The organism is Variovorax saccharolyticus (assembly GCF_030316765.1).
Lineage (GTDB): Bacteria > Pseudomonadota > Gammaproteobacteria > Burkholderiales > Burkholderiaceae_C > Variovorax > Variovorax saccharolyticus.
The window spans coordinates 348,560-374,260 of sequence record NZ_JASZYT010000007.1 but is presented as its reverse complement, the minus strand read 5'-3'; the positions used below and the strand labels follow the sequence as shown (position 1 = coordinate 374,260).

The following is a 25,701-nucleotide window of genomic DNA, read 5'->3' as shown; positions in this document are numbered from 1 at the left end:
CAGCGCGGCCCGGGGGGCTCTCAATCCTCCTTCGGGAGGTCTTCCAGCTTCACGACGACGATCGAGATGTTGTCGCCGCCGCCATGGGCGCGCCTGCGGGCTTCGGCCACCAGCAGTTCGACGGCCTCGCGCGGTGGCTTCGCGGCCAGCAGTTCGCCCATCTCGATCGGGCTGAAGTAGTGCCACAGGCCGTCGCTGCAGGCCATCAGCACGTCGCCGGCCTTGAGTCGCGGGATCAGGTGGACATCGACCGGCGGCGGCGTCGACTTCATGCCGAGGCAGCCGAGCAGGATGTTGCCCTGGGGGTGGACGCTGGCCTCGTCCTCGTCGATCTCGCCGCGATCGACCAGCACCTGCACATAGGAATGGTCCTTGGTGCGCTTGATCAGCCGGCCTTCGTGGAAGTGATAGATGCGCGAGTCGCCGGCGTGGATCCAGGCGCAGTCGCCTTCGGGGTTCATGAGGAAGGCGGCGAGCGTGCTGTGGGGCTCCTGTTCGCTGGACACCGCCGTGAGCTTGATCACGGTGTGTGCGTCCTCGAGCAGCTGGCGCAGCATGCCGACCGGCTCGTCGCGCCCCGGCTTGTAGCGGGAGAACAATTGGCGAGCGGTCAGCAGCACCTGGTCGGAGGCCTTGCGGCCGCCGCTGCGCCCGCCCATGCCGTCGGCCACGACCGCCAGCACGCAGCCCGCCACGCGCGGATGGGTGATGACCAGGACCTGGTCCTGCTGGTAGGGGCGATCTCCCTTGTGGAGGCCGGTGGCTGCAGCGAGTCGAAAGCCTCGGGTCATGTGGCGCGGTTGCGCCGATGGCGCGGTCGTTGAGGATGAGGTTGCAAACGGAGCGAAGACGTATTATCGAGCGAACACAAGCCGCGGCCGGACCGCCGCGGCATCGCTTTCCCTACTGCGCCCCCTTGGACTCCAATCTTCACTCATTTTCCCGCCAGCTGATCGAACTGCGGATCGAGCATGCCGACCTCGATGCCACCATCGACCGTCTCGGCGATGTCGTGCCGCAGGACGAGCTGCTGCTGCGCCGCCTGAAGAAAAGGCGGCTGGCCCTGCGCGACCAGATCGCGCGCCTGGTCGACCTGCTCGACCCGCAAGAGCCCGCCTGATGGCGCTCGAACAAGAGGTGCGCGAGGTCTTCGCGCAGGGCGGGGTGCTCTCGCATGCGGCCGACCAGTTCCGGGAGCGCGACGGCCAGACCGAGATGGCGGTCGCGGTCGCGCGCACCATCACGAACGGCGGCCAGCTCGTGGTCGAGGCCGGAACCGGCGTCGGCAAGACCTTCTCCTACCTGGTGCCGGCGCTGCTGAGCGGCGAGCGGGTGCTGCTGTCGACCGCCACCAAGACGCTGCAAGACCAACTCTTCGGCCGCGACCTGCCGCGGCTGGTTGCGGCGCTGGGCCTGCCGGTGCGCACGGCGCTGCTCAAGGGCCGAGCCAGCTACCTCTGCCTGCACCGGCTCGAGCTCGCACGCCACGACGCCTCGCTGCCCGAGCGCGGTTCGCTGCGTACGCTGGCCAAGATCGAGCAATGGTCCAAGGCCACGCGCACCGGCGACCTGGCCGAGCTGCCGGGGCTGGACGAGCGCTCGCCGCTGATCCCGCTGGTCACTTCCACGCGCGAGAACTGCCTCGGTGCCCAATGCCCGCAGTTCAAGCCCTGCCACGTGAACCTGGCGCGGCGCGAGGCCATGGCGGCGGACGTGGTGGTGATCAACCACCACCTTTTCTTTGCCGATCTCGCGGTGCGCGAGTCGGGCATGGCGGAACTGCTGCCGAGCGTGCGCGTGGTGGTGTTCGACGAGGCGCACCAGCTCAACGAGACCGGTGTGCAGTTTCTCGGCGTCCAGATCGGCACCGGGCAGGCCTTGGACTTCGCGCGCGACCTGCTGGCAGCCGGCCTGCAGCAGGCGCGCGGCCTGGTCGACTGGCAGCAGCTGGCGGCCGCGGTCGAGCGCGGCGCCCGCGAGCTGCGCCTGGCGGTCGGCAAGCAGTGGCCGGGCGCCAAGCTGCGCTGGGCGGGCGAGGCGCCCGAAGGGGTTCCCGGCCCCGACTGGCAGCAGGCGCTCGATGCCCTGCAGGAGGCCTTCGCGGGCGCTGCGCGCGGGCTCGACACGGTGAGCGAACTGTCGCCCGATTTCGTCCGCCTGCACGACCGCGCCCAGCAGCTGGCGCAGCGCGCCGAGCGCTTCGCCGAGCCCTGTGCGATCGGCTCGGTGCGCTGGGTCGACGTCGGCTCGCAGCTGCGGCTGGTCGAGTCGCCGCTGGACATCGCCGAGGCGGTGCGCACCCGCGTGCTCAAGTCATCCGCTGCGGCCGGGTCCGAGTCCGAGCCCGTGGAGGAGGGCCGCGCCTGGGTGTTCACCTCGGCGACGCTGGGCGACGACCCGAAGCTGCGCTGGTTCACCGAGCCCTGTGGCCTCGAAGAAGCCGAAGTGCTGCGCGTGCAGAGCCCCTTCGACTATGCGCAGCAGGCCGCGCTCTACGTGCCGCGCGCCTTTCCGAAGCCGAACGACCCTGCGCACAGCCAGCAGGTGGCGCTGCTGGCGGCTCGCGGCGCCGCTGCCCTCGGCGGACGCACGCTGGTGCTGACCACCACGCTGCGCGCGCTGCGGACCATCGGTGACGCGATGAAGGCGCAATTCGAACGTCTGGAGTCGGGCGAGCGCCCCGAGGTGCTGGTCCAGGGCGAGTTGCCCAAGCGGGTGCTGATGGACCGCTTTCGCGAAGGCGCCAGCGCCGGGCGGGCAGGCTGCGTGCTGGTGGCCTCGGCCTCGTTCTGGGAGGGCTTCGACGCCCCGGGCGACGCGCTGCAGCTGGTGGTGATCGACAAGCTGCCGTTCCCGCCACCCAATGACCCGCTGGTCGAGGCACGATCGCAGCGTCTCGAGTCGCAGGGCCGAAGCGCCTTCGGCGACTACTCGCTGCCGGAGGCTGCGGTGTCGCTCAAGCAGGGCGCGGGCCGGCTGATCCGGCGCGAATCCGACCGGGGCGTGCTGGTGATCTGCGACACGCGGCTGGTCGCGATGGGCTACGGCAAGCGCCTGCTGGCGGCGCTGCCGCCGATGCGAAGGATCGAGGGCGAAGCCGAGCTGGACGCCGAGATCGCCGCGCTCGTGCCGCCTACGCGCGACTGACCGGCCGACCGCTTACCAGAGCTTCCACCACGGATCGTCCTTGGCGCGGAAACCGCGCGACAGGTACTCGCTCTGCGGGTAGTTCTTGGTCAGCACGCGCTGGGTGTCGTCGCGCAGGTCGTTCATGCCGAGCTTGTCGTAGGACAAGTACATGATGTACAGCGCCTCTTCGAGCGCCGGCACTTCGCGGTAGTCCGCCAGCGCCAGCTGCGCGCGGTTGATGGCCGCCAGGTAGGCGCCGCGGGTGTAGTAGTAGCGCGCCACGTGCACTTCGTACTGCGCCAGCGAGTTGACGATGTAGTTCATGCGCAGCCGCGCATCCGGCGTGTAGCGCGACTCGGGGAAGCGGGTGATCAGTTCCTTGAACGACTCGAAGGATTCCTTGGCCGCCTTCTGGTCGCGTTCGGACAGGTCCTGGCGCGTCATCCACGCGAACATGCCGAGGTCGTCGTTGAAGTTGATCACGCCCTTCAGATAGAGCGCGTAGTCGATCGCCGGACTGGCCGGGTGGAGCTTCATGAAGCGATCGAGGGTGGCGATGGCCGGCACCTTGTCGCCGGCCTTCCATTGGGCGTAGGCCTTGTCGAGCTGGGCCTGCTGGGCCAGCGGCGTGCCGGCGGCGCGGCCCTCGAGCTTCTCGAGCAGGGGCACGGCCTTGTCGTAGGCGCCCGAGTTCGTTTCGTCCTTGGCTTCGGAGTAGATGCGGTTCGGGCTCCAGTTCGCGGTCTTGTCGGCTTCGGTCGTCGAGCAGCCGGCCACCAGCCAGGCCGTGGCGCACAGGGCCAGCCAGCCGGGGACGACCGATAATTTGGCGCGAAACATCAGATAAGGCTTTCGTGAAACAGTTGCCCCCGATTATATCGACCGACCCCCTGGCGGACGCCCCGGAGGCGGCCGAGCACGAGGAGGGCGCCGAGCTCTCCGCCGCGAGCGAAGTCCGGGATTTCCTGATCGGGCCGGCCGAACATGGCCAGCGGCTCGACCGTGCACTGGCGGCGCTGGTGCCGGAATTCTCGCGCAGCTACCTGCAGCAGCTGATCGAAGCCGGGATGGTCGAGATCCAGGGGCGGGTGCTCACCAAGGCCTCCGCCACGGTGCATGCCGGCGAGGCCGGGCGCATCGAGCTGCGGCCGACGCCGCAAAGCCAGGCCTTCAAGGCCGAGCCCATGGACCTGCGGGTGGTGTACGAGGACGATCACCTGCGGATCATCGACAAGCCGGTCGGGTTGGTGGTGCATCCGGCCCCCGGCCACTGGAGCGGGACCCTGCTCAACGGCCTGCTGGCGCTCGATCCGCGGGCGGCCCTGCTGCCGCGCGCCGGCATCGTGCACCGGCTCGACCGCGACACCAGCGGACTGATGGTGGTGGCGCGCAGCCGCCAGACGATGGATGCCCTGGTGGCGCTGATCGCGGCACGGGAGGTCAAGCGGCAGTACCTGGCGCTCGCCCACCGGAGCTGGCAGGGCGCCCGCGCGCGCCATGTCGATGCCCCGATCGGGCGCGATCCGCGCAACCGGCTGCGCATGGCGGTGGTCGATCTGGAGCGTCATTCGGGCAAGCTGGCGCGCACGCTGATCGAGGCGCTCGACAGCAACGAACAGGGCTGCACAGTGCGCTGTACGCTCGAAACCGGCCGCACCCACCAGATCCGCGTGCACATGGCGTCCATCGGTCATCCGCTGGTCGGCGACACGCTCTACGGCGGTGCGCCGGCGGCCGGCCTGACGCGGCAGGCGCTGCATGCCTTCAGGCTGGGATTCGCGCATCCGGTGACAGGGGAGCCGATGGAGTTTCGATCGCCGCCGCCGCCGGATCTGCTTCAGGGTTTCTCCGAGTGGGGGCTGGATTACAATCCCGGATGACGGTCCCGAGGGCCGCGCCGGCCACCTGATGCCGGCTTTGCGTTGCTTTTCGCCGCGTGCAGGCAGCGCTCCATCCATCCTTCTGAACAAGCGTCCTCGAGGCGCCTTTTCCCGGATAACGCGAACCATGAATACGGCGGATGCCAAGCGCATTCTCGAAACCGCCTTGATCTGTTCGACCCAGCCGTTGCCGGTGCGCGAACTGCGCGTGCTGTTCGACGACGAACTGGGCGCCGACACGATCAAGTCGCTGTTGCTCGAGTTGCAGGAAGACTGGTCGCAGCGCGGCCTGGAGCTCGTGAGCGTGGGCAGTGGCTGGCGCTTCCAGAGCCGCCCCGAGCTGCGCGACCACCTCGACCGGCTGCACCCCGAGAAGCCGCCGCGCTACACCCGTGCGGTGCTCGAGACGCTGGCGATCATCGCCTACCGGCAGCCGGTCACGCGCGGCGACATGGAAGACATCCGCGGCGTCACGATCAATTCGCTGATCCTGAAGCAGCTCGAAGACCGCAACTGGGTCGAGGTGATCGGCCACCGCGAAACGGTGGGCCGGCCTGCGCTCTATGCGACCACGCGCCAGTTCCTCGACGATCTGGGCCTGGCGTCGCTGGACCAGCTGCCCCTGATCGAGACGCCGGCGCAGCAGGGCGCGCTGATCGACGCGCTCGGCCAGGCCGCGGGCGACGACCAGCCGGCGCTGCCGATGGACGACTCGCCGGCCGATGAGCCGCCGGCCGTGGAGCCGTCGACCACGGAACCGTCGACCACGGAACCGTCGGCCGAAGCCCTGGCGACGTCCGATCCGGTGGCGCAGCCCGCCGCCGAGGTCGCCGAAACCGCAACCCCCATGCCCGTCGACGCCGAATCCGCGCCCGACGAGGCCGACACCACCGCTGTCTCTTCCGGAACCCGACCATGAGCCCCATTGAACCCGATGATGCAGCCGCGCTGCCGGCCGACACCGTTTCCGAGCTGCCTGCGGGCGAGACCCCGGTCGAGGCCGTGGAAGGAGCCGCAGCCCCGCGCAAGCGCCGCCCCCGCAAGCCGAAGGCGGTAGCGCAGGAGGTGCTGGCGGAAGTGCCCGCAGAGCCGCTGGCCGAGGCTATGGAGCCGGTCGAGCCGGCTGCCGCACCGGCGGCCGTCGCCGAGCCCGTAGCTGTCTCCGAGCCGGCCGCCGTCGCCGAGCCGGTCACCGAGCCGCCGGTGGAGGCCCGCAGCGCCGAAGCCGCGGCGCAGGACGACGACGAGGAAGATGAAGAGGAGGAGGAGCCGGACGAGGAGGAGGACGATCTCGACCGCGCCCGCCGGGCCGCCGAGCGCGAGCAGCGCAATGCGCCGCCGCCCGAGCCGATCCGCTTCGCCGACGTCATTTCGGGCCAGTTCGATGCCGACGAGGAAAGCCCCGAGGTGCCGCCGCTCAAGCGGGTGCTGCTGCCCGAGGCCGATTCGCCCAAGCTGCACAAGGTGCTGGCCCAGGCGGGCCTGGGTTCCCGGCTCGAGATGGAGCAGCTGATCCTGCAGGGGCGCATCTCGGTCAACAACGAGCCGGCCCACATCGGCCAGCGCATCCAGTACGGCGACCAGGTCAAGATCAACGGCAAGCCGATCCGCTATCGCATCGCGCCACCGCCGGCGCGCGTGATCGCCTACCACAAGCCGGTCGGCGAAGTCGTGACGCACGACGACCCGCAGAACCGCCCGACCGTGTTCCGCAAGCTGCCGCGCCTGCAGCAGGGCAAGTGGCAGTCGGTCGGCCGGCTCGACCTCAACACCGAAGGCCTGCTGCTGTTCACGAGCTCGGGCGAACTGGCCAACCAGCTGATGCACCCGCGCTTCGGGCTGGAGCGCGAGTACGCGGTGCGCGTGCTCGGTGCGCTGAGCGCCGAGGAGAAGAAGCGCCTGCTCGAAGGCGTGCGGCTGGACGACGGCATGGCCCAGTTCGGCACCATCGAGGAAGGCGGCGGCGAGGGCTCCAACTGCTGGTACCGCGTCACCATCTCGGAAGGCCGCAACCGCGAGGTGCGGCGCCTGTTCGAATCGGTCGGCCACGCGGTGAGCCGCCTGATCCGCATCCGCTACGGCGCCATGGTGCTGCCGCGCGGGCTCAAGCGCGGCGCCTGGATGGAGCTCGACGAGCGCGACATCCAGGCCCTGTTCCAGGCCGCCGGCGGCGGCGGCGAGCGGGCGCCCCGGCAGGGTGCCGGGCCCAGGGGCCAGGGGCCGGGCCAGGACAACGGCGGGCGCAACCGCAATCGCAAGCGCCGCGGCAACCGCAACGGGAGTGGTGCCGGTGCCGCCGGCCCGCAGGGCGAAGGGCGCGAGGCGATCCCGAATCCGCTGGCCCATGGTCCGGGTGCGCGCTCCGATCGCGGCGGCGGCAAGGGCCCGCCGCAAGGGCGCCGCAACAGCCGCGGCGGCGACCGGCAGGGCGGCGCCGCGCAGCAGGGCCAGGGGCGCAATCGGCAAGGCGAGGACCGCGCACCCGGCGGCGCCAGCCAGCCCGACCCGATGAAGACGTCGCTCGGCTACATCGGCACCGACAGCTTCTCGCGCCAGCGCAAGGAGCAGCGCCAGGGCCCGCGTCGCGGCGGCCCGGGGGGCGGCGGCGGTGGCGGCAACTTCGGCGGGTCGGGCGGCGGTCGGCGCCGCGGCCGCTGATTTTCGGTACCCCGGCACGGCCTTTCGCTCGCCGATGGCGAGGGAACGCTCTCGCGCCGGTTAAAATCAGAGGCTTTGTCAAGGCTTGCAACCCGCATGTTGCGGCCCTGGCGGAACTCATTCAGATTCAAGCTCTCAGGAAAGCACTTCAATGGCCATCGAACGCACCCTCTCCATCATCAAGCCCGACGCAGTCGCCAAGAACGTCATCGGCAAGATCGTTTCCCGCTTCGAGGCCGCCGGCCTCAAGATCGTGGCCGCCAAGCTGATCCACCTGTCGCGCGCCGAAGCCGAGCAGTTCTACGCCGTGCACAAGGAGCGTCCCTTCTTCAAGGATCTGGTCGAGTTCATGATCTCCGGCCCGGTGTTCGTGCAGGCGCTCGAAGGCGACAACGCGATCGCCAAGAACCGCGACCTGATGGGCGCCACCGACCCCAAGAAGGCCGCTCCCGGCACCATCCGCGCCGACTTCGCCGACAGCATCGATGCCAACGCGGTGCACGGCTCCGACGCGCCCGAGACGGCGCAGGTCGAAATCGCGTTCTTCTTCGCCGGCCTCAACGTCTACGCCCGCTGAGGGCGAGCCCGCCTGACGCAATGACCTCGGCCAACCTGCTCGACTTCGATCTGGAGGGATTGGCCGCGTTCTGCGAACGGCTGGGCGAGAAGCGTTTTCGCGCGACGCAGTTGTTCCGCTGGATCCACCAGCGGGGCGCCAGCGATTTCGCGCAGATGACCGACTTGGCGAAGTCGCTGCGCGAAAAACTCGCGACCACCGCCCGGGTCGAGGCGCTGCCGGTCATCACGCAGCACGAATCCGCCGACGGCACCATCAAGTGGCTGTTCGATGTCGGCGACGGCAATGCGGTCGAGGCCGTGTTCATTCCCGAGGACGATCGCGGCACGCTGTGCGTGTCGTCGCAGGCCGGCTGTGCGGTCGGCTGCCGCTTCTGCTCGACCGGCCACCAGGGCTTCAGCCGCAACCTGACGACCGGGGAAATCACGGCCCAGCTGTGGTTCGCCGAGCATTTCCTGCGCAAGCACCTGGGGCGCGCCGAGCGCGTGATCTCCAACGTCGTGATGATGGGCATGGGCGAGCCGCTGCAGAACTACGCGGCGCTGGTGCCGGCGCTGCGCACCATGCTCGACGACAACGCCTACGGCCTTTCGCGCCGCCGCGTGACGGTGTCGACCTCGGGCGTGGTTCCGATGATCGACCGCCTCGGGGGCGATTGCCCCGTGGCGCTCGCCGTCTCGCTGCATGCGCCCAACGATGCGCTGCGCGACGACCTGGTGCCGCTCAACCGCAAGTACCCGATCGCCGAACTGCTCGAGGCCTGCAAGCGTTACCTCGCGCACGCACCGCGCGACTTCATCACCTTCGAGTACTGCATGCTCGACGGCGTCAACGACCAGCCCGAGCATGCGCGGCAGCTGCTCGAGCTGGTGCGTTCGTCCGGCGTGTCCTGCAAGTTCAACCTGATTCCCTTCAATCCCTTTCCGGCGTCGGGCCTGCTGCGTTCGCCGCAGCCCCGGGTCCTGGCCTTCGCCAAGGTGCTGAGCGAGGCGGGCATCGTCACCACCGTGCGCAAGACGCGCGGCGACGACATCGACGCCGCCTGCGGGCAGCTGGCCGGCGACGTCAAGGACCGCACCCATGCGGCCGAGCGCATGGCTCAGCGGCGCACCGTGATCCTGCATCCGGCCCCTCGCAAGGCCGCCACCCCCACTGCCGAGGAGCAATGATCCGATGAGCAAGGCCTTTTCGAATGCACGCACGCTGATGCTGCAGGTGTCCTGCGGCCTCGCTGCAGTCTTCCTGCTGGCAGGCTGCATCAACACCCGCAATGGCGTGCTGCAGACTTCGGCCAACAAGGACGCGGCCATCGTGACCGACTCCGACGAGAGCAACGGACGCAAGCGGGCCAAGCTGCGCATCGAACTGGCGATCGGCTATTTCCAGCAGGGCCAGACCACGATCGCCCTCGACGAGATCAAGCAGGCGCTGGCGGCCGACCCGAGTTTCGCCGATGCCTACAACCTGCGCGGCCTGGTCTACATGCGGCTCGACGATCCGGCGCAGGCCGAAGACAGCTTCCGCCGCGCGATCGCGCTCGATCCGCGCGAACCCAACGTGCTGCACAACTACGGCTGGCTGCTGTGCCAGCAGAACCGCTTCGCCGATGCCCAGCAGCAGTTCAGCGCCGCGCTCGCGGTGCCCACCTACACGGACCGCGCCAAGACCCTCATGACGCAGGGCGTCTGCCAGCTGAAGGCGGGCCAGCGCGCCGAAGCCGAGCGCAGCCTGATGCAGGCCTACGAGATCGACGCCGGCAATCCGGTGATCGGCTTCAACCTGGCGTCGATCCTGGTCCAGCGCAACGATTGGCAGCGGGCCCAGTTCTACATCCGCCGCGTCAACAACAGCCCGGCGGCCAGCGCCGAGACCTTGTGGCTCGGCATCAAGATCGAACGCCAGCTCAACAACCGAGAAGCGGTGGCGCAGCTGGCGGGCCAGCTGCAACGGCGCTTCCCCCAGTCGCGGGAGGCGATTGCGTACGAGCGCGGAAATTTCAATGATTGAGCGAGCGAGTGAATTCGGGGCTTCGGCCGCCGTGCCCCTGGTCGGGGGCGACAGCACGAACATGACGGCCGGCGACATGCTGCGCGAGGCGCGGGAGGCCCACGGCCTGCACATCGACATGGTGGCGGCGGCGCTCAAGGTGACGCCGCAGAAACTGGCCGCCCTCGAGGCCGACGACATCGAGTCGCTGCCCGACGCGGTGTTCGCGCGCGCGCTGGCCGCGAGCGTCTGCCGCGCGCTCCGCATCGATCCGGCGCCGGTCCTGGCCAAGCTGCCGGGCGCCCAGCGGCCCGGCCTGGCGGATGCCGACCGCACCATCAGCAGGAGCCTCAAGTCGGCGGCGCCGCGTTCCGGCGCAGGCGCCAGCGGACTGCCTTCGCGTGCCCTGCTGACCGTGGTGGTGCTGCTCCTGCTGGGCGCAGCGGTCCTGTTCTGGCTCCCGCAGTCGGCCTTCGACCACGTCGGCGCGGCTTTCTCGCGCCTGAGTTCGTCCAGCGAGGAGGCCGCGCCGCCATCCACGCTGGCCGCGGGTACGCCGGCTGCGGCCGGCATGGCGGTCGAGCCCTCGGCCGCGCCCAATGCGCTGCCGGTGCTGCCGCCGCCGGCTGCTCCCGCCGAGCCCGTGGCGGCCGCGCCCGCAGCGGAGGCGGCTGTCGGCAACGACCTGATCGTCTTCGTCGCTCGCGACGAGTCCTGGATCACGGTGACCGAAGCCGGCGGCAAGCAGCTGATCCGGCGCACGGTCAAGGCCGGCGAGACCGTCGGACTGACCGGTGCACTGCCGCTTTCGGTCGTGGTCGGCCGTGCGGCGGCGGTCGATGTGCGCGTGCGCGGTCAGGCCTTTGACCTCACGCCGCTCGCGCGTTCCGGCGGCGTGGCACGCTTCGAAGTCAAACCCTGATCGAGCCCCTCATGACCGATGCCCCGAATCCCCTCGGCTGCCTGCCGATCGAACCCGCCGCGCCCCGGGCGCGCCGCTCGCGCCAGGCCCAGGTGGTCTGGGGACCGCGCACGGTCACGGTCGGCGGCGATGCGCCGGTGCGCGTCCAGTCGATGACCAACACCGACACCGTCGACGCCATCGGCACCGCGATCCAGGTCAAGGAACTGGCGCTCGCCGGCTCCGAGATGGTGCGCATCACGGTCAACACGCCCGAGGCCGCGGCGCAAGTGCCCTACATCCGCGAGCAGCTCGACCGCATGGGCGTCGACGTGCCGCTGATCGGCGACTTCCACTACAACGGCCACCGGCTGCTGACCGACTATCCGGCCTGCGCCGAGGCGCTCAGCAAGTACCGCATCAATCCCGGCAACGTCGGCAAGGGCGACAAGAAGGACAAGCAGTTCGGCCAGATGATCGATGCCGCGATGCGCTGGAACAAGCCGGTGCGCATCGGCGTCAACTGGGGCAGCCTCGACCAGGAACTGCTGGCCAGCCTGATGGACACCAACAGCGCCCGGGCCGAACCCTGGGACGCCAAGTCGGTCATGTACGAGGCGCTGGTCACCTCGGCGATCGATTCCGCGAAGCTGGCCGAGTCGATGGGCATGGCCGGCAACCAGATCATCCTGAGCTGCAAGGTGAGCGGCGTGCAGGACCTCATATCGGTCTACCGCGAACTGGCGCGCCGCTGCGACTACACGCTGCACCTGGGCCTGACCGAGGCCGGCATGGGCACCAAGGGCACGGTGGCTTCGGCGACCGCGCTGTCGATCCTGCTCCAGGAAGGCATCGGCGACACGATCCGCGTCTCGCTGACCCCGCAACCGGGCGAATCGCGCACCCAGGAGGTGCTGATCGCCAACGAGATCCTGCAGGCGCTGGGCCTGCGCGTGTTCGTGCCCAGCGTCACGGCCTGCCCGGGATGCGGGCGCACCACCAGCACCACCTTCCAGGAGCTGGCCAAGCAGATCGACGACTACCTGCGCATGCAGATGCCGGTCTGGCGCAACAAATATCCGGGCGTCGAGACCATGAAGGTGGCCGTCATGGGCTGCATCGTCAACGGGCCGGGCGAGAGCAAGCACGCCGACATCGGCATCAGCCTGCCCGGCACCGGGGAGGCGCCGGCGGCGCCGGTCTTCATCGATGGCCAGAAGGCCCTCACGCTGCGTGGCGACAACATCGCCAACGAGTTCCACCAGCTGGTCGAAACCTACATCCAAAAACGCTTCGGCAGCGGCATCGCTTCCGAGGTCGCCTGAGCTCCATCCATGGCTGAAAAAATCAGTGCCGTCAAAGGCATGAACGACATATTGCCGCCCGATTCGGCGCGCTGGGAATGGCTCGAAGCCATCGTGCGCGACCTGATGGGCCGCTACGCGTACCGCAATATCCGCACGCCCATCCTCGAGCAGACGGCCTTGTTCGTGCGCGGCATCGGCGAGGTCACCGACATCGTCGAGAAGGAGATGTACTCCTTCGAAGACAAGCTCAACGGCGAGGCGCTCACCTTGCGTCCCGAGAACACCGCCAGCGTGGTGCGCGCCGTGACCGAGCATTCGCTGCTCTACGACGGTGGCAAGCGCCTCTGGTACATGGGCCCGATGTTCCGCCACGAGCGGCCGCAGCGCGGGCGCTACCGCCAGTTCCACCAGATCGGTGCCGAGGCCCTGGGCTTCGCCGGTCCGGACGTCGATGCCGAGCTGATCCTGCTGGCCAGCGCGCTCTGGAAGGCCCTGGGCCTCACCGACGTGCGGCTCGAACTCAACAGCCTGGGCCAGCCGGCCGAGCGGGCGCTGCACCGCACGCAGCTGATCGCCCATTTCGAGCAGCACGCCGACAAGCTCGACGAAGACGGCAAGCGCCGGCTGCACAGCAACCCGCTGCGCATCCTCGACACCAAGAATCCGGCCATGAAGGAAGTGGTCGAATCGGCGCCCAGGCTGATGGACTTCCTGGGCGAGGAATCGCTGGCGCATTTCAACGGTCTGCGCGCCATCCTGGACGCCAACGGCATCGGCTACACGATCAATCCGCGGCTCGTGCGCGGCCTCGACTACTACAACCTCAGCGTGTTCGAGTTCGTGACCGACCGGCTCGGCTCGCAGGGCACGGTCTGCGCCGGCGGCCGCTACGACGACCTGATCGTGCAGATCGGCGGCAAGGCGGCGCCGGCGGTCGGCTGGGCGCTGGGCGTTGAGCGCGTGCTCGAGCTGGTGAAGGAGCAGGGCACGCAGATCCCGCTGCCGGTCCCCGACGTCTACGCGGTGGTGCCCGACGCCGCCGCCATGCCGGTCGCGCTGCGCACCCTGCAGCAGCTGCGCGATGCCGGCCTGCGGGCCCAGATGCATGCGGCCACGGCCGACGGCCTCGGCAGCTTCAAGTCGCAGTTCAAGAAGGCCGACGCCAGCGGCGCGGCGCATGCGCTGGTCTTCGGCGCCGACGAGCTCGCCCGCGGCGAGGTCACGGTCAAGGCGCTGCGCGACGGCAGCGGCGCCCAGACCACGCGGCCGCTGGCCGACGTGGCTGCCTGGGCCGCCACCCTACAATCCTCGGCTCCCCAACATTCATAGCGCATGGCCACCCATCTCGATCTCGAAGAACAGGAACAGCTCGACCAGCTCAAGCATTTCTGGAACACCTACGGCACCCTCATCACCTGGGTCGTGCTGCTCGCGGCCGGTGCCTTCGTGGCCTGGAACGGCTGGCAGTATTTCCAGCGCACCAAGGCCTTGCAGGCCTCGGCGCTCTATGACGAAGTCGAACGCAGTGCGCAGGCTGGCGACACGGCCCGCATCGAGCGGGCGCTGGCCGACATGAAGGACAAGTTCGCAGGCACCGCCTATGCGCAGCAGGCCGGCCTGCTGGCGGCCCGCGCGCTGTACGACAAGGGCAATGCCGAGGGCTCGCGCGGTGCGCTGGCCTGGGTTTCCGAGCACGCGGTCGACCCCGGCTACCAGGCGGTCGCCAGGCTCAGGCTGGCGGGCGAACTGCTCGAGGCCAAGCAGTACGACGAGGCCCTGAAGGCGCTTTCGAGCAGCGTGCCGAAGGAATTCGATGCGCTGGTGGCCGATCGCAAGGGCGACATCTACCTCACGCAGGGCAAGCGCGACGAGGCCAAGGCCGAGTACCTCAAGGCCCTGGCCGCCTTCGAACCGGGCGCCGACTACCGCCGCCTGGTCGAGATCAAGCTCAACGCCGTCGGCGTCGACCCGAAGAGCGTGGCTCCGGCGGCCGCCGGCGCCGCATCCCCAGCCAAGACCACACCATGAATTTGAAGCGTTACCTGACTCTGGCGCCCGCCCTGCGCATCGGGACCGCCGCGGCATTGGTCGCCGCGCTGGCCGCCTGCTCCGGCACGCCGCGGCCGAAGCCCGCCGACCTGCCGCCCAACGTTGCGCTGATGGGCATCAAGCAGGCCTGGACCATCAAGATCCCGAAGGTCGAGTTCCCCTTGTCCACCGTCGTGAACGGCGACCAGATCGCGGTCGCCGGGGCCGATGGAACCGTGGTCGTGATCGATGCCCGGGCCGGCACCGAACTCTGGCGCGCCAGCGTCGGTGCGCCGCTCGCGGCCGGCGTCGGCAGCGACGGCCGCACGGTCGCGGTGGTCACGGCCAACAGCGAACTGGTGGCGCTGGAGGCCGGCAAGGTGCTCTGGAAGGAGCGCCTCACGGCGCAGGCCTACACGCCGCCGCTGGTGGCGGGCCGCCGCATCTTCGTCCAGGCCGCAGATCGCACGACCAGCGCCTGGGACGGCCAGAGCGGCCGCCGCCTCTGGTCGCAGCAGCGCACCGCCGAGAACCTCGTGCTCAAGAAGCCGGGCGTGCTGCTGGCCGTGGGCGACACCCTCATCGCGGGCGTCGGCGGCCGCCTGGTCGGCATCAATCCGGCCAATGGCCAGTCGCGCTGGGAGTCGCCGATCGCGGCGCCGCGCGGCACCAACGACGTCGAGCGCCTGGTCGACCTGACCGGCACCGTGAGCCGGCAGGGCGAGGTGGTCTGCGCGCGGGCCTATTTCGCCAACGTCGGCTGCGTCGACACCGCACGCGGCGCATTGCTCTGGACCAAGCCGGCAGTGGGCGCCGACGGCGTCGGCGGCGACGACCGCTTCGTCTACGGCACCGAGGACAGCGGCGCCGTGCTCGCCTGGCGGCGCACCGACGGCGAGCGCGCCTGGCAGCAGGCCGACCTGCTCAAGTACCGGATCCTGACGGCGCCGCTGGCGGTCGGCCGTTCGCTGATCATCGGCGACACCACCGGCCTGGTGCACGTGCTCTCGCGCGACGATGGCAAGCCGTTGAACCGCCTCACGCCCGATGGCTCCGCCATCGCGGCGACACCGGTCCTGGCCGGCAACACGGTCGTGGTCGTCACCCGCAATGGCGGCGTGTTCGGCTATCGGCCCGAGTAATCAAGTGAAAGGACGCCTTCCATGAAGCCGGTCATCGCGCTGGTCGGGCGTCCCAACGTCGGGAAGTCGACCCTGTTCAACCGCCTGACGCAGACGCGCGACGCCATCGTCGCCGACTTCGCCGGCCTCACGCGCGACCGCCACTACGGCAACGGGCGCATCGGCAAGCACGAGTTCATCGTCATCGACACCGGCGGCTTCGAACCCGACGCCGGCAGCGGCATCTTCAAGGAGATGGCCAAGCAGACCCGGCAGGCCGTGGCCGAGGCGGATGTCGTGATCTTCGTGGTCGATGCGCGGGAAGGGCTGTCGGCCCAGGACCATGACATCGCGAACGAATTGCGCCGGCTCGGCAAGCCCTGCGTGCTGGTGGCCAACAAGGCCGAAGGCATGCACGACGGCACCAGGCTGGTCGACTTCTACGAGCTCGGCTTCGGCGAGGTGCACGGCATCTCGGCGGCGCACGGGCAGGGGATCCGCGACCTGGTCGAACTCGCGCTCGAGCCGCTCGCGCTGCCCGAACCCGAGGAAGATGCCGAAGAAGACCCCAACAAGCCGATCAAGCTGGCGGTCGCCGGCCGCCCGAATGTCGGCAAGTCGACCCTGATCAACACCTGGCTGGGCGAGGAGCGGCTGGTCGCCTTCGACCTGCCGGGCACCACGCGCGACGCGATTTCGGTGCCGTTCGAGCGCAATGGCCAGCGCTTCGAACTGATCGATACCGCCGGCCTGCGCCGCAAGGGCAAGGTGTTCGAGGCGATCGAGAAGTTCTCGGTGGTCAAGACGCTGCAGGCCATCGAATCGGCCAATGTCGTGCTGCTGCTGCTGGACGCCACCCAGGGCGTGACCGACCAGGACGCCCACATCGCCGGCTACATCCTCGAGAGCGGCCGGGCGGTGGTGATCGCGATCAACAAGTGGGACGCGGTCGACAGCTACCAGCGCGAGCAGATCCAGCGCCAGATCGAGACCCGGCTCCCGTTCCTCAAGTTCGCCTCGCTGCATTTCATTTCCGCCATCAAGCGGCAGGGCCTGGGGCCCGTGTGGCAGTCGATCGTGCAGGCCCACAAGTCGGCCACCCGCAAGATGTCGACGCCGGTGCTGACGCGGCTGCTGCTGGAGGCGGTGCAATTCCAGGCGCCGAAACGCTCGGGTATGTTCCGCCCGAAGATGCGCTATGCGCACCAGGGGGGGATGAATCCGCCGATCATCATCATCCACGGCAATTCGCTGGAGCATGTCACCGAGGCCTACAAGCGCTTCCTGGAAGGCCGCTTCCGCAAGGAATTCGACCTGGTCGGCACGCCGCTGCGCATCCAGCTCAAGACCTCCAGCAATCCGTATGCCGACAAGGACGAATAGGGCTCCGATGGCTGGCAGGCCCGGGCGCTTTTGAGCTCTAATGAGAGCCGATGACCGGCGTCGAGCACGGAAGTTCCGGCTTTCGGTGCCGTTATTTTTCAAAGGCCTTTGGACTTATTTGCTGCGATGCAGAATCGCTGTGTTAAGGTGACCGGTCCAACAACAACTCTTGAACACGGAGAATATCGTGAGCAATAAAGGGCAGCTTCTTCAAGACCCGTTTCTGAATACCTTGCGTCGCGAGCATGTGCCGGTTTCGATCTATCTGGTCAACGGCATCAAGCTGCAGGGCCAGATCGAGTCGTTCGACCAGTACGTCGTGTTGCTTCGCAATACGGTGACCCAGATGGTCTACAAGCACGCCATCTCCACCATCGTGCCGGGTCGGGCCGTCAACTTCTCGGCTGCCGAGAACGACGACACCGCCGCCTGATCGGCGCGAAGCGCGGCGGTTCATCCGCCGCGCTTTTTCACATGTGATTCCGCTTGTCTGAACTGATCCCCCGGATTGAAGGCGCCGTCGTTCTCGTCGGCGTGGATTTCGGACTGCCCCATTTCGACGGCGAACTCGAGGAACTCGGCCTGCTCGCGCAGACCGCGGGCCTGCAGCCCGTCGCGCGCCTGGTCTGCAAGCGAAAGGCGCCCGACGCGGCGCTTTTCGTCGGCAGCGGCAAGGCCGACGAGATCCGCGAACTGGCCGAACTGCATCGCGCCAGCGAGGTGGTCTTCGACCAGTCGCTGAGTCCCGCGCAACAGCGCAATCTCGAGCGCCAGCTCGGCATCGCGGTCTACGACCGCACCTTCCTGATCCTCGAAATCTTCGCCCAGCGCGCCCGTTCGCATGAAGGCAAGCTGCAGGTCGAACTGGCGCGCCTGCAGTACCTGAGCACCCGGCTGGTGCGGCGCTGGTCCCACCTGGAGCGTCAGACCGGCGGTGCCGGCGTGCGCGGCGGCCCGGGTGAAAAGCAGATCGAACTCGACCGCCGGATGATCGGCGAATCCATCAAGCGCACCCGCGAGCGCCTGGTCAAGGTGCAGCGCCAGCGCGGCACGCAGCGCCGGCAGCGCGAGCGGCGCGACACCTTCAACATCTCCCTGGTCGGCTACACCAACGCGGGCAAGTCGTCGCTGTTCAATGCGCTGGTCAAGGCCCGCGCATATGCCGCCGACCAGCTGTTCGCGACGCTGGACACCACCACGCGGCAGCTCTACCTCGGCGATGCGCGCCGCAAGGTGTCGATCTCCGACACCGTCGGCTTCATCCGCGACCTGCCGCACGGGCTCATCGATGCCTTCAAGGCGACCCTGCAGGAGGCGGTCGACGCCGACTTGCTGCTGCACGTGGTGGATGCCTCCAATCCGCATCATCCCGAGCAGATGGCCGAGGTCCAGTCGGTGCTCAGGGACATCGGCGCCGACGCCGTGCCGCAATTGCTGGTATTCAACAAGCTCGACGCCCTTGAAAGCACGCAGCGGCCCCTCAATCTGCAGGACGAAATGGACATCGACGGCGTGCAGGTGTCGCGGATCTTCCTGAGCGCGCATACCGCAGAAGGGCTTCCGGCGCTGCGGGCCGAATTGGCCTTGCGCTCGCAGTCGGTGGCCGAGGAGATGCCCTTAGAGGGCGGAGCCGAATTGCACGAGGCGGCCGACTGAGTTTGTGCACAATCCCACTTCACTGACCAAAGAACAGACTCGAATGAATTCAAAGCCAGTGTGGAGACGGTTTCCGGCGATGTTCAACCTGAACGACGGCCGCTGGGGCCGGGGCGACGATTCCTCGCCCAATGGCGACCGTCCGGCCGCCAACCGGCCCGACGGCGAGCCGCCCGCGCCACCGCCTTCCGGCAACAACAACCGCCCGCGGGGCCAGGGCCCGAACCAGGGACCGCCCGACCTCGACGAACTCTGGCGCGACTTCAACCGCAAGCTCGGCGGCCTGTTCGGCGGCGGGCGCGGCGGCGGCGACCGTCCGCCGGGCGGCAATGGCAACGGCGGCGGCATGCGCCCCGACATGAAGAACGCGGGCTTCGGGCTCGGGCTGATCGCGGTGGTCGCGGTCCTGATCTGGCTCGGCACCGGCTTCTTCATCGTCAACGAAGGCCAGCAGGCCGTGATCACCCAGTTCGGCCGCTACAAGGCGACCGTGGGCGCCGGCTTCAACTGGCGGCTGCCGTACCCGATCCAGCGCCATGAGATGGTCGTGACGACGCAGATCCGTTCGGTCGACGTCGGCCGCGACACCATCGTGCGCTCCACCGGCCTGCGCGAGTCGGCGATGCTGACCGAAGACGAGAACATCGTCGAGATCAAGTTCGCGGTGCAGTACCGCCTGAACGACGCCCGCGCCTTCCTTTTCGAAAGCAAGGCGCCCACGGACACCGTGGTGCAGGTGGCCGAGACGGCGGTGCGCGAAGTGGTCGGCAAGATGCGCATGGATGCGGCGCTGGCCGACGAACGCGACCAGATCGCCCCGCGCGTGCGCACCCTGATGCAGACCATCCTCGACCGCTACAACCTCGGCGTCGAGGTCGTGGCGATCAACCTGCAGCAGGGCGGCGTGCGTCCGCCCGAGCAGGTGCAGGCGGCCTTCGACGACGTGCTCAAGGCCGGCCAGGAACGCGAGCGCGCCAAGAACGAGGCCCAGGCCTACGCCAACGACGTGGTGCCTCGCGCGACCGGTACCGGCTCGCGCCTGAAGGAAGAATCCGAGGCCTACAAGGCGCGGATCGTGGCCCAGGCGCAGGGTGATGCGCAGCGCTTCAGCTCGGTGCTGTCCGAATACCAGAAGGCACCGCAAGTGACGCGCGACCGCATGTACACCGATGCCATGCAGCAGATCTACAGCAGCACCAGCAAGATCCTGGTCGATTCCAAGCAGAACTCGAACCTGCTGTACCTGCCGCTCGACAAGCTGATGCAGCAGACCGGCGCCAATGCCGCCGGCACGCCATCGGATGCCGCGAGCCCCAACGTCGCCGGCACCGCCGCGCCGCAGTCGTCGGTGATCCCGGTCGCTCCGTCCGCCGGCGATGCCCGGGCCCGCGACGGCCGTTCCCGCGATCGCGACGTGCGCTGAGGACCAGAAAAACATGAACAGAATCGGATTCATCGTCTCGTCGGTCCTGGTGGCGCTCGCGCTGCTGAGTTCCACGCTCTTCGTGGTCGACCAGCGCCAGTTCGGCGTCGTCTACGCCCTCGGCCAGATCAAGGAAGTGATCACCGAGCCCGGCTTGAACTTCAAGCTGCCGCCGCCGTTCCAGAACGTGTCGTACATCGACAAGCGGCTGCTGACCCTGTCCAGCCTCGACCCGGAGCCGATGCTCACGGCCGAGAAGCAGCGGGTGGTGATCGACTGGTACGTGCGCTGGCGCATCACCAATCCCTCGGAGTACATCCGCAACGTCGGCCTCGACGAGAACGCCGGCGCGGTGCAGCTCAACCGGGTGGTGCGAAACGCCTTCCAGGAAAACATCAACAAGCGCACCGTGCGCGACCTGATCTCGACCCGCCGCGACCAGCTGATGGCCGACGTCCAGCGCGAAGTGCTGGCGGTCGTGAAGGGCGCCAACAAGCCCTGGGGCGTGGACATCGTCGACGTCCGCATCACGCGGGTCGACTATGTCGAGGCGATCACCGAGTCGGTCTACCGCCGCATGGAGGCCGAGCGCAAGCGGGTCGCCAACGAGCTGCGCTCGACCGGCTTCGCCGAAGGCGAGAAGATCCGCGCCGACGCCGACCGCCAGCGCGAGGTGATCGTCGCCAATGCCTACCGCGATGCACAGAAGATCAAGGGCGAGGGCGATGGCCGCGCCGCCGGCATCTATGCCGAGGCCTTTGGCCGCGACCCGCAGTTCGCGCAGTTCTATCGCAGCCTGGACGCCTACAAGCAGAGCTTCAACAAGAAGAGCGACGTCCTGGTGCTCGACCCGTCGTCGGAATTCTTCCGGGCGATGCAGGGCTCCGGCTCGACCAGCAACGCACCGCGTCGCTGAGGACGGCCGCAAGCGTCGTGGACGGCGACACCTTCTGGAGCGCGCTGGCCCTGGTCCTGGTGATCGAGGGCCTGCTGCCTTTCCTGTCTCCAGGAGGATGGCGGCGGGGCTTCGGTCAGCTCATGCAGCTGCGCGACGGCCAGCTGCGCTTCTTCGGCCTTTGCAGCATTCTTCTCGGCCTGGCCCTGCTCTGGCTGCTCGCTTGAACCCCGGCCTGAGCCGGCGGCACGGCGCCTGCCTGCGCGCTCCCGGTAGAATCCCGGTTTAACCACGCCCCCGATCCCCATGTCCGCCTGGGTCCTCCCGGATCACATTGCCGATGTGCTGCCTTCCGAGGCGCGCCACATCGAAGAACTTCGACGCCAGCTGCTCGACACCGCCCGTGGCTATGGCTACGAGCTGGTGATGCCGCCGCTGCTGGAGCATCTCGAATCGCTCCTGTCCGGCACCGGCGAAGCGCTCGACCTGCAGACCTTCAAGCTGGTCGACCAGCTCTCGGGGCGCAGCATGGGCCTGCGCGCCGACACCACGCCCCAGGTGGCGCGCATCGATGCCCATCTGCTCAACCGCTCGGGCGTGGCGCGGCTGTGCTACTGCGGCCCGGTGGTCCATACCCGGCCCGACCGGCCCCACGCGACCCGCGAGCCGCTGCAGTTCGGGGCCGAGATCTACGGCCACGCCGGGCTCGAGGCCGACACCGAGGTCCTCCGGCTGGCCCTCGACTGCCTGCGCGTGACCGGATTCGCGCAGTCGCCCGTGATCGTCGACCTGGCCGACGCCCGCATCGTGCGTGCGCTGTTCGCCGGCGTGCCGGTCGATGCGGCCGCCATCGCGCGGGTCCATGCGGCGCTGGCGGCCAAGGACGCCAGCTCGCTGCGCGAGCTCACGGCCGCCTTTCCGGCGCCGTCGCGCGAAGGCCTGCTGGCCCTGGTGCAGCTCTACGGCGACGCCGCCGTGCTCGACGAGGCGGCCCGAGTGCTGCCCGACGCGCCCGGCATTCGCGCCGCGCTGTCCGACCTGAAGCAGCTCGCCGCCCGCCTCGAGGGCGCGCGCGTGAGCTTCGACCTGGCCGACCTGCGCGGCTATGCCTACTACAGCGGCATGCGCTTCGGCATCTACACCGAGGGCGCCAGCGACTCGCTGGTGCGCGGCGGCCGCTACGACGAGGTGGGTGCCGTGTTCGGCCGCAACCGTCCGGCGGTCGGCTTCAGCCTCGACCTGCGCGAACTGGTCGCGGCGCTGCCGGCGCGGCCGCTGCGGGCCGCGATCCGCGCGCCCTGGAGCGACTCCGAGACGCTCAACAAGGCCATCGCCGCATTGCGCGGCGAAGGCGAGACCGTGGTCTGCGTGCTGCCGGGCCACGGCAACGAAATCGACGAATTCCATTGCGACCGCGAGCTTGTCGAAGCCGGCGGCCAATGGCGCGTGCAAGTCATCTGAATCTTGAGAAGCGAGACATCATGAGCGTTACCACCGGAAGAAACGTGGTCGTCGTCGGCACCCAGTGGGGCGACGAAGGCAAGGGCAAACTGGTCGACTGGCTGACCGAAAGCGCGCAGGGCGTGGTGCGCTTCCAGGGCGGCCACAATGCCGGCCACACGCTGGTCATCAACGGCGTCAAGACCGCGCTGCACCTGATCCCGAGCGGCATCATGCGGCCGGGCGTCAAGTGCTACATCGGCAACGGCGTGGTCGTTTCGGCGGCCAAGCTGTTCGAGGAGATCGAAGGCCTCGAGAAGGCCGGGGTCGAAGTCCGGTCGCGGCTGCGCGTCAGCGAGGCCTGCCCGCTGATCCTGCCGTTCCATGCGGCGCTCGACATCGCCCGCGAGGCCTACCGCGAGAAGGGCGGCATCGAGAAGATCGGCACCACCGGCCGCGGCATCGGCCCGGCCTACGAGGACAAGATCGCACGCCGCGCGCTGCGCGTGCAGGACCTGAAGCATCCCGAGCGCTTCGCCACCAAGCTGCGCGTGCTGCTCGACCTGCACAACCACGTGCTGACCCAGGTGCTGAGCGCGCCGGCGATCGATTTCGACACCGTCTACGACGAGGCGATGCGTCACGCCGAACTGCTCAAGCCGATGATGGCCGACGTCTCGCGCGAGCTCAACGACGCCCATCGCGCCGGCGCCAACCTGCTGTTCGAGGGCGCGCAAGGCACGCTGCTCGACGTCGACCACGGCACCTATCCCTACGTCACCTCGAGCAACTGCGTGGCCGGCAATGCGGCCGCCGGTTCGGGCGTCGGCCCGGGCATGCTGCACTACGTGCTCGGCATCACCAAGGCCTACTGCACGCGCGTCGGCGGCGGCCCGTTCCCGACCGAACTCGACTGGGAAAAGCCCGGCACGGTCGGCTGGCACCTGAGCAACGTGGGCGCCGAGAAGGGCGTGACCACGGGCCGGAGCCGCCGCTGCGGCTGGTTCGACGCCGCGCTGCTCAAGCGCTCGGCCCAGGTCAACGGCCTCTCCGGCCTGTGCATCACCAAGCTCGACGTGCTCGACGGCCTCGAGGAACTGAAGCTGTGCACCGGCTACGAGCTGGACGGCGAGTACACCGACATCCTGCCGATGGGCGCCGACGAGATCGAGCGCTGCACGCCGGTCTACGAGACGCTCGAGGGCTGGAGCGACAGCACCGTGGGCGTGACCCAGTACGACAAGCTGCCGATCAATGCGCGGCTCTACCTGCAGCGCATCGAACAGGTCACGGGCGTGCCGATCCACATGGTGTCGACCAGCCCCGATCGCGACCACACGATCATGATGCGCCATCCCTACCTGGCCGACTGAACGCAACCACCCCGCAGGAACACCATGACCATGTTGACCGAAGACGGCAAGCACCTCTACGTGAGCTACGACGAGTACCACAACCTGATCGAGAAGCTCGCGATCAAGGTGCACCAGTCTGGCTGGCAGTTCGACACCATCCTGTGCCTGGCGCGCGGGGGCCTGCGGCCCGGCGATGTGCTGTCGCGCATCTTCGACAAGCCGCTGGCGATCATGTCGACCAGCTCGTACCGCGCCGATGCCGGCACGGTGCAGGGCCACCTGGACATCGCGCGCTTCATCACCACGCCCAAGGGGGAGATCGCGGGCAAGGTGCTGCTGGTGGACGACCTCGCGGATTCGGGCCACACGCTGCATGCGGTGGTGGAGCAGCTCAAGAGCAACTACAAGCCGATCACCGAGCTGCGCAGCGCGGTGCTCTGGACCAAGGCGCTGTCGACCTTCACGCCCGACTACTCGGTCGAGTTCCTGCAGACCAACCCCTGGATCCACCAGCCCTTCGAGGGCTACGACTCGCTGGGCGTCGAGAAGCTCATCGAGAAGTGGTCCGTCTGATCCCGGCTGGGCAGCCGGCACTCACTTGAGTTCGTCGGTGTAGCGCTGCTGCATCTGCTCGGTGCTCACTTCTTCGATGCTGTGGCCGACGTTCCAGCGGTGGCCGAAAGGGCAGCGGAAGGTGCCCGAGCGCTCGCCGTAGAAGTGGTCGGCGAGCGGCATCTCGAGTGTCGCGCCGGCCTTCAGCGCGCGCTCGACCAGCGCGTCCGCGTCGTCGACATGCAGGTGCAGCGTGACCGGCGTCGCGCCCAGGGTGCTTGCGCTGCGGATGCCGTATTCCGGAAACTCGTCGCACAGCATCACGGTGGTGCCGCCGAAGTCGAGTTCGGCGTGGCCGATGCGTCCGCTGGGCTCGGTCAGCCGGAACTTCTCGGTGGCGCCGAAGACCTCGCCGTAGAAGGCGATGGCGGCGGCCGTGTCCTTCACGCAGAGATAGGGGAACAGTTCATGGACGGTCATGCTGGAGTCCTCGATGAAGCGGGTGTCGGCGCGATTCTGAGCCTGTCCGACGCAGCCGTATTGGACGAATTTGACCTGCCGCCTTCGACCGCGACGTGGTTCGGCGCGCTCGGCGAGGCGCGGCGATAGGCCTCGGGCGTCATGCCGGCGATGTCGCCGAACTCGCGAATGAAGTGCGACTGGTCGCTGTAGCCCATCGACAGGGCCAGGTCGGTCCAGGGCAGGGGCCCGCTCCTGGGTGCGGCGGCCAGGAGCTGCTGCAGGCGCAGCACGCGCTGCAGGCGCTTGGGAGGCAGCCCTGCGGCCTCCTTGAAAAGCGCCACGAAATGCCGGTGGCTGTAGCCGCTGGCGCGAACCAGCTCGCGAACCGGGGTGCCGCCGGCCACGCCCCGCAGGGCCATCGCCACGGCGGGATGGAGGGCCTGCGGCCGCCGCGCCAGGCGCTCGGCCAGCAGGGCGGCCAGCGCCGCCAGGCGCTCCTCGAGCGTGGGCAGTCCGTGGAGCCGTTCGAGCGCCTCCGCCGCCTTCGTACCCCATAGGACGTCGAGCGGCGTGTGCCGCTCGGCCAGCGCCGAGGCGGGCATGCCGAACAGCGCCCAGGCCGCGCCCGGGTGCAGCTGCACGCCGACCGATGCGCTCGGCAGCGACAGCTCCCGCGCGTAGAAGGCCGAGCGCGCACCGCCCACGATCGCATGGCCGACGGCCCAGCCGGCCGTGTCGGCGGCATCGGCGAAGAGCCGCAGCGGCTCGGCCGACAGCCTGAACACCAGGTGCATGTCGCCGGTCGGCAGCACGTGCTGGCGCTGCGGCGTCCGCCGCGGGTCCGCACGCTCGGGGCCGGGCGCGCTCGCCCACATCGATCGAACGAAGGGCCGCAGGCAGGGGGGCGGCGCGCGCGTCAGCAGCATGCGCCATTGTGCGCACCGGCGC

General features: G+C 68.9%; 26 protein-coding genes. 22 read left to right on the top strand and 4 right to left on the bottom strand.

The genetic code is table 11. The features are described 5' to 3' along the window. Positions 1-20: 20 nt before the first annotated feature. The gene (locus QTI45_RS22515; RefSeq protein WP_286368181.1) at positions 21-791 is read right to left on the bottom strand and encodes a PP2C family protein-serine/threonine phosphatase; all 771 of its coding nucleotides are present in this window, start codon (positions 789-791) and stop codon (positions 21-23) included. A 125-nt stretch (positions 792-916) separates the two neighbouring features. Between QTI45_RS22515 and QTI45_RS22510 the strand changes: the two genes are divergently transcribed. Further along, complete coding sequence (locus QTI45_RS22510) at positions 917-1,120, top strand: DUF465 domain-containing protein (protein WP_286368180.1); 204 nt, start codon at positions 917-919, stop codon at positions 1,118-1,120. After that, positions 1,120-3,147: a DNA repair helicase YoaA gene (gene yoaA / locus QTI45_RS22505; RefSeq protein ID WP_286655954.1), complete on the top strand. Its 2,028-nt coding sequence runs from the start codon at positions 1,120-1,122 to the stop codon at positions 3,145-3,147. The genes QTI45_RS22510 and yoaA overlap by 1 nt, the downstream gene beginning before the upstream one ends. Positions 3,148-3,159: 12 nt before the next feature. On the opposite strand, the gene QTI45_RS22500 is transcribed toward yoaA, so the two are convergent. Further along, complete coding sequence (locus QTI45_RS22500) at positions 3,160-3,969, bottom strand: outer membrane protein assembly factor BamD (protein WP_286368178.1); 810 nt, start codon at positions 3,967-3,969, stop codon at positions 3,160-3,162. A 14-nt stretch (positions 3,970-3,983) separates the two neighbouring features. Here QTI45_RS22500 and QTI45_RS22495 point away from each other — a divergent pair, with 14 nt between their 5' ends. From QTI45_RS22495 to QTI45_RS22400, 20 genes are all read left to right on the top strand, one after another. Beyond that, entirely contained in the window at positions 3,984-5,009 is a 1,026-nt protein-coding gene (locus tag QTI45_RS22495) for an RluA family pseudouridine synthase (RefSeq protein ID WP_286655953.1), read from the top strand. A gap of 127 nt (positions 5,010-5,136) precedes the next feature. Next, positions 5,137-5,928, top strand: a complete 792-nt coding sequence (gene scpB, locus QTI45_RS22490) for an SMC-Scp complex subunit ScpB (protein WP_286655952.1) — start codon at positions 5,137-5,139, stop codon at positions 5,926-5,928. Then, positions 5,925-7,667, top strand: a complete 1,743-nt coding sequence (locus QTI45_RS22485; RefSeq protein ID WP_286655951.1) for a pseudouridine synthase — start codon at positions 5,925-5,927, stop codon at positions 7,665-7,667. The genes scpB and QTI45_RS22485 overlap by 4 nt, the downstream gene beginning before the upstream one ends. Positions 7,668-7,818: 151 nt before the next feature. Next, positions 7,819-8,244, top strand: coding sequence for a nucleoside-diphosphate kinase (gene ndk, locus QTI45_RS22480; RefSeq protein WP_286368174.1), 426 nt, complete (start codon positions 7,819-7,821; stop codon positions 8,242-8,244). Positions 8,245-8,264: 20 nt separating this feature from the next. Further along, on the top strand, positions 8,265-9,413 hold the full coding sequence (gene rlmN, locus QTI45_RS22475; protein WP_286655950.1) for a dual-specificity RNA methyltransferase RlmN: 1,149 nt from the start codon (positions 8,265-8,267) through the stop codon (positions 9,411-9,413). A 4-nt stretch (positions 9,414-9,417) separates the two neighbouring features. Further along, positions 9,418-10,251: a type IV pilus biogenesis/stability protein PilW gene (gene pilW, locus QTI45_RS22470; protein WP_286655949.1), complete on the top strand. Its 834-nt coding sequence runs from the start codon at positions 9,418-9,420 to the stop codon at positions 10,249-10,251. Then, positions 10,244-11,152 (top strand): helix-turn-helix domain-containing protein, encoded by a 909-nt coding sequence (locus QTI45_RS22465; protein WP_286655948.1) that lies wholly within the window; start codon positions 10,244-10,246, stop codon positions 11,150-11,152. Before pilW ends, QTI45_RS22465 begins: the two co-directional genes overlap by 8 nt. Before the next feature lie 11 nt (positions 11,153-11,163). After that, positions 11,164-12,456 carry a flavodoxin-dependent (E)-4-hydroxy-3-methylbut-2-enyl-diphosphate synthase gene (ispG, locus tag QTI45_RS22460; protein WP_286368170.1) on the top strand — a complete coding sequence of 431 codons (1,293 nt, stop codon included), beginning with the start codon at positions 11,164-11,166 and terminating at the stop codon, positions 12,454-12,456. 9 nt (positions 12,457-12,465) lie between these two features. After that, positions 12,466-13,767: a histidine--tRNA ligase gene (gene hisS / locus QTI45_RS22455; RefSeq protein ID WP_286655947.1), complete on the top strand. Its 1,302-nt coding sequence runs from the start codon at positions 12,466-12,468 to the stop codon at positions 13,765-13,767. Positions 13,768-13,770: 3 nt separating this feature from the next. Next, on the top strand, positions 13,771-14,466 hold the full coding sequence (locus tag QTI45_RS22450) for a YfgM family protein (protein WP_286655946.1): 696 nt from the start codon (positions 13,771-13,773) through the stop codon (positions 14,464-14,466). Next, positions 14,463-15,608: an outer membrane protein assembly factor BamB gene (gene bamB / locus QTI45_RS22445; protein ID WP_286655945.1), complete on the top strand. Its 1,146-nt coding sequence runs from the start codon at positions 14,463-14,465 to the stop codon at positions 15,606-15,608. Before QTI45_RS22450 ends, bamB begins: the two co-directional genes overlap by 4 nt. Positions 15,609-15,629: 21 nt before the next feature. Next, on the top strand, positions 15,630-16,970 hold the full coding sequence (der, locus tag QTI45_RS22440; protein ID WP_286368166.1) for a ribosome biogenesis GTPase Der: 1,341 nt from the start codon (positions 15,630-15,632) through the stop codon (positions 16,968-16,970). A 187-nt stretch (positions 16,971-17,157) separates the two neighbouring features. Then, positions 17,158-17,403, top strand: coding sequence for an RNA chaperone Hfq (gene hfq, locus QTI45_RS22435; RefSeq protein WP_093123058.1), 246 nt, complete (start codon positions 17,158-17,160; stop codon positions 17,401-17,403). A 53-nt stretch (positions 17,404-17,456) separates the two neighbouring features. Next, complete coding sequence (gene hflX / locus QTI45_RS22430) at positions 17,457-18,626, top strand: GTPase HflX (protein ID WP_286655944.1); 1,170 nt, start codon at positions 17,457-17,459, stop codon at positions 18,624-18,626. 79 nt (positions 18,627-18,705) lie between these two features. Next, positions 18,706-20,049 (top strand): FtsH protease activity modulator HflK, encoded by a 1,344-nt coding sequence (gene hflK, locus QTI45_RS22425; RefSeq protein WP_286655995.1) that lies wholly within the window; start codon positions 18,706-18,708, stop codon positions 20,047-20,049. A gap of 13 nt (positions 20,050-20,062) precedes the next feature. Further along, on the top strand, positions 20,063-20,965 hold the full coding sequence (gene hflC / locus QTI45_RS22420; RefSeq protein WP_286655943.1) for a protease modulator HflC: 903 nt from the start codon (positions 20,063-20,065) through the stop codon (positions 20,963-20,965). 17 nt (positions 20,966-20,982) lie between these two features. Next, positions 20,983-21,171 (top strand): DUF2065 domain-containing protein, encoded by a 189-nt coding sequence (locus QTI45_RS22415; protein ID WP_286368163.1) that lies wholly within the window; start codon positions 20,983-20,985, stop codon positions 21,169-21,171. Between the two features lie 79 nt (positions 21,172-21,250). Beyond that, positions 21,251-22,405: an ATP phosphoribosyltransferase regulatory subunit gene (locus tag QTI45_RS22410; RefSeq protein ID WP_286655942.1), complete on the top strand. Its 1,155-nt coding sequence runs from the start codon at positions 21,251-21,253 to the stop codon at positions 22,403-22,405. 20 nt (positions 22,406-22,425) lie between these two features. Further along, positions 22,426-23,757 (top strand): adenylosuccinate synthase, encoded by a 1,332-nt coding sequence (locus QTI45_RS22405; protein WP_286368161.1) that lies wholly within the window; start codon positions 22,426-22,428, stop codon positions 23,755-23,757. Positions 23,758-23,787: 30 nt separating this feature from the next. Beyond that, entirely contained in the window at positions 23,788-24,312 is a 525-nt protein-coding gene (locus tag QTI45_RS22400) for a phosphoribosyltransferase (RefSeq protein WP_286368309.1), read from the top strand. 21 nt (positions 24,313-24,333) lie between these two features. Here QTI45_RS22400 and QTI45_RS22395 read toward each other — a convergent pair whose 3' ends face one another. Next, positions 24,334-24,771, bottom strand: coding sequence for a VOC family protein (locus tag QTI45_RS22395; protein ID WP_286655941.1), 438 nt, complete (start codon positions 24,769-24,771; stop codon positions 24,334-24,336). Continuing rightward, positions 24,768-25,679: a helix-turn-helix transcriptional regulator gene (locus tag QTI45_RS22390; protein ID WP_286655940.1), complete on the bottom strand. Its 912-nt coding sequence runs from the start codon at positions 25,677-25,679 to the stop codon at positions 24,768-24,770. The genes QTI45_RS22395 and QTI45_RS22390 overlap by 4 nt, the downstream gene beginning before the upstream one ends. Between the last annotated feature and the right edge of the window lie 22 nt (positions 25,680-25,701).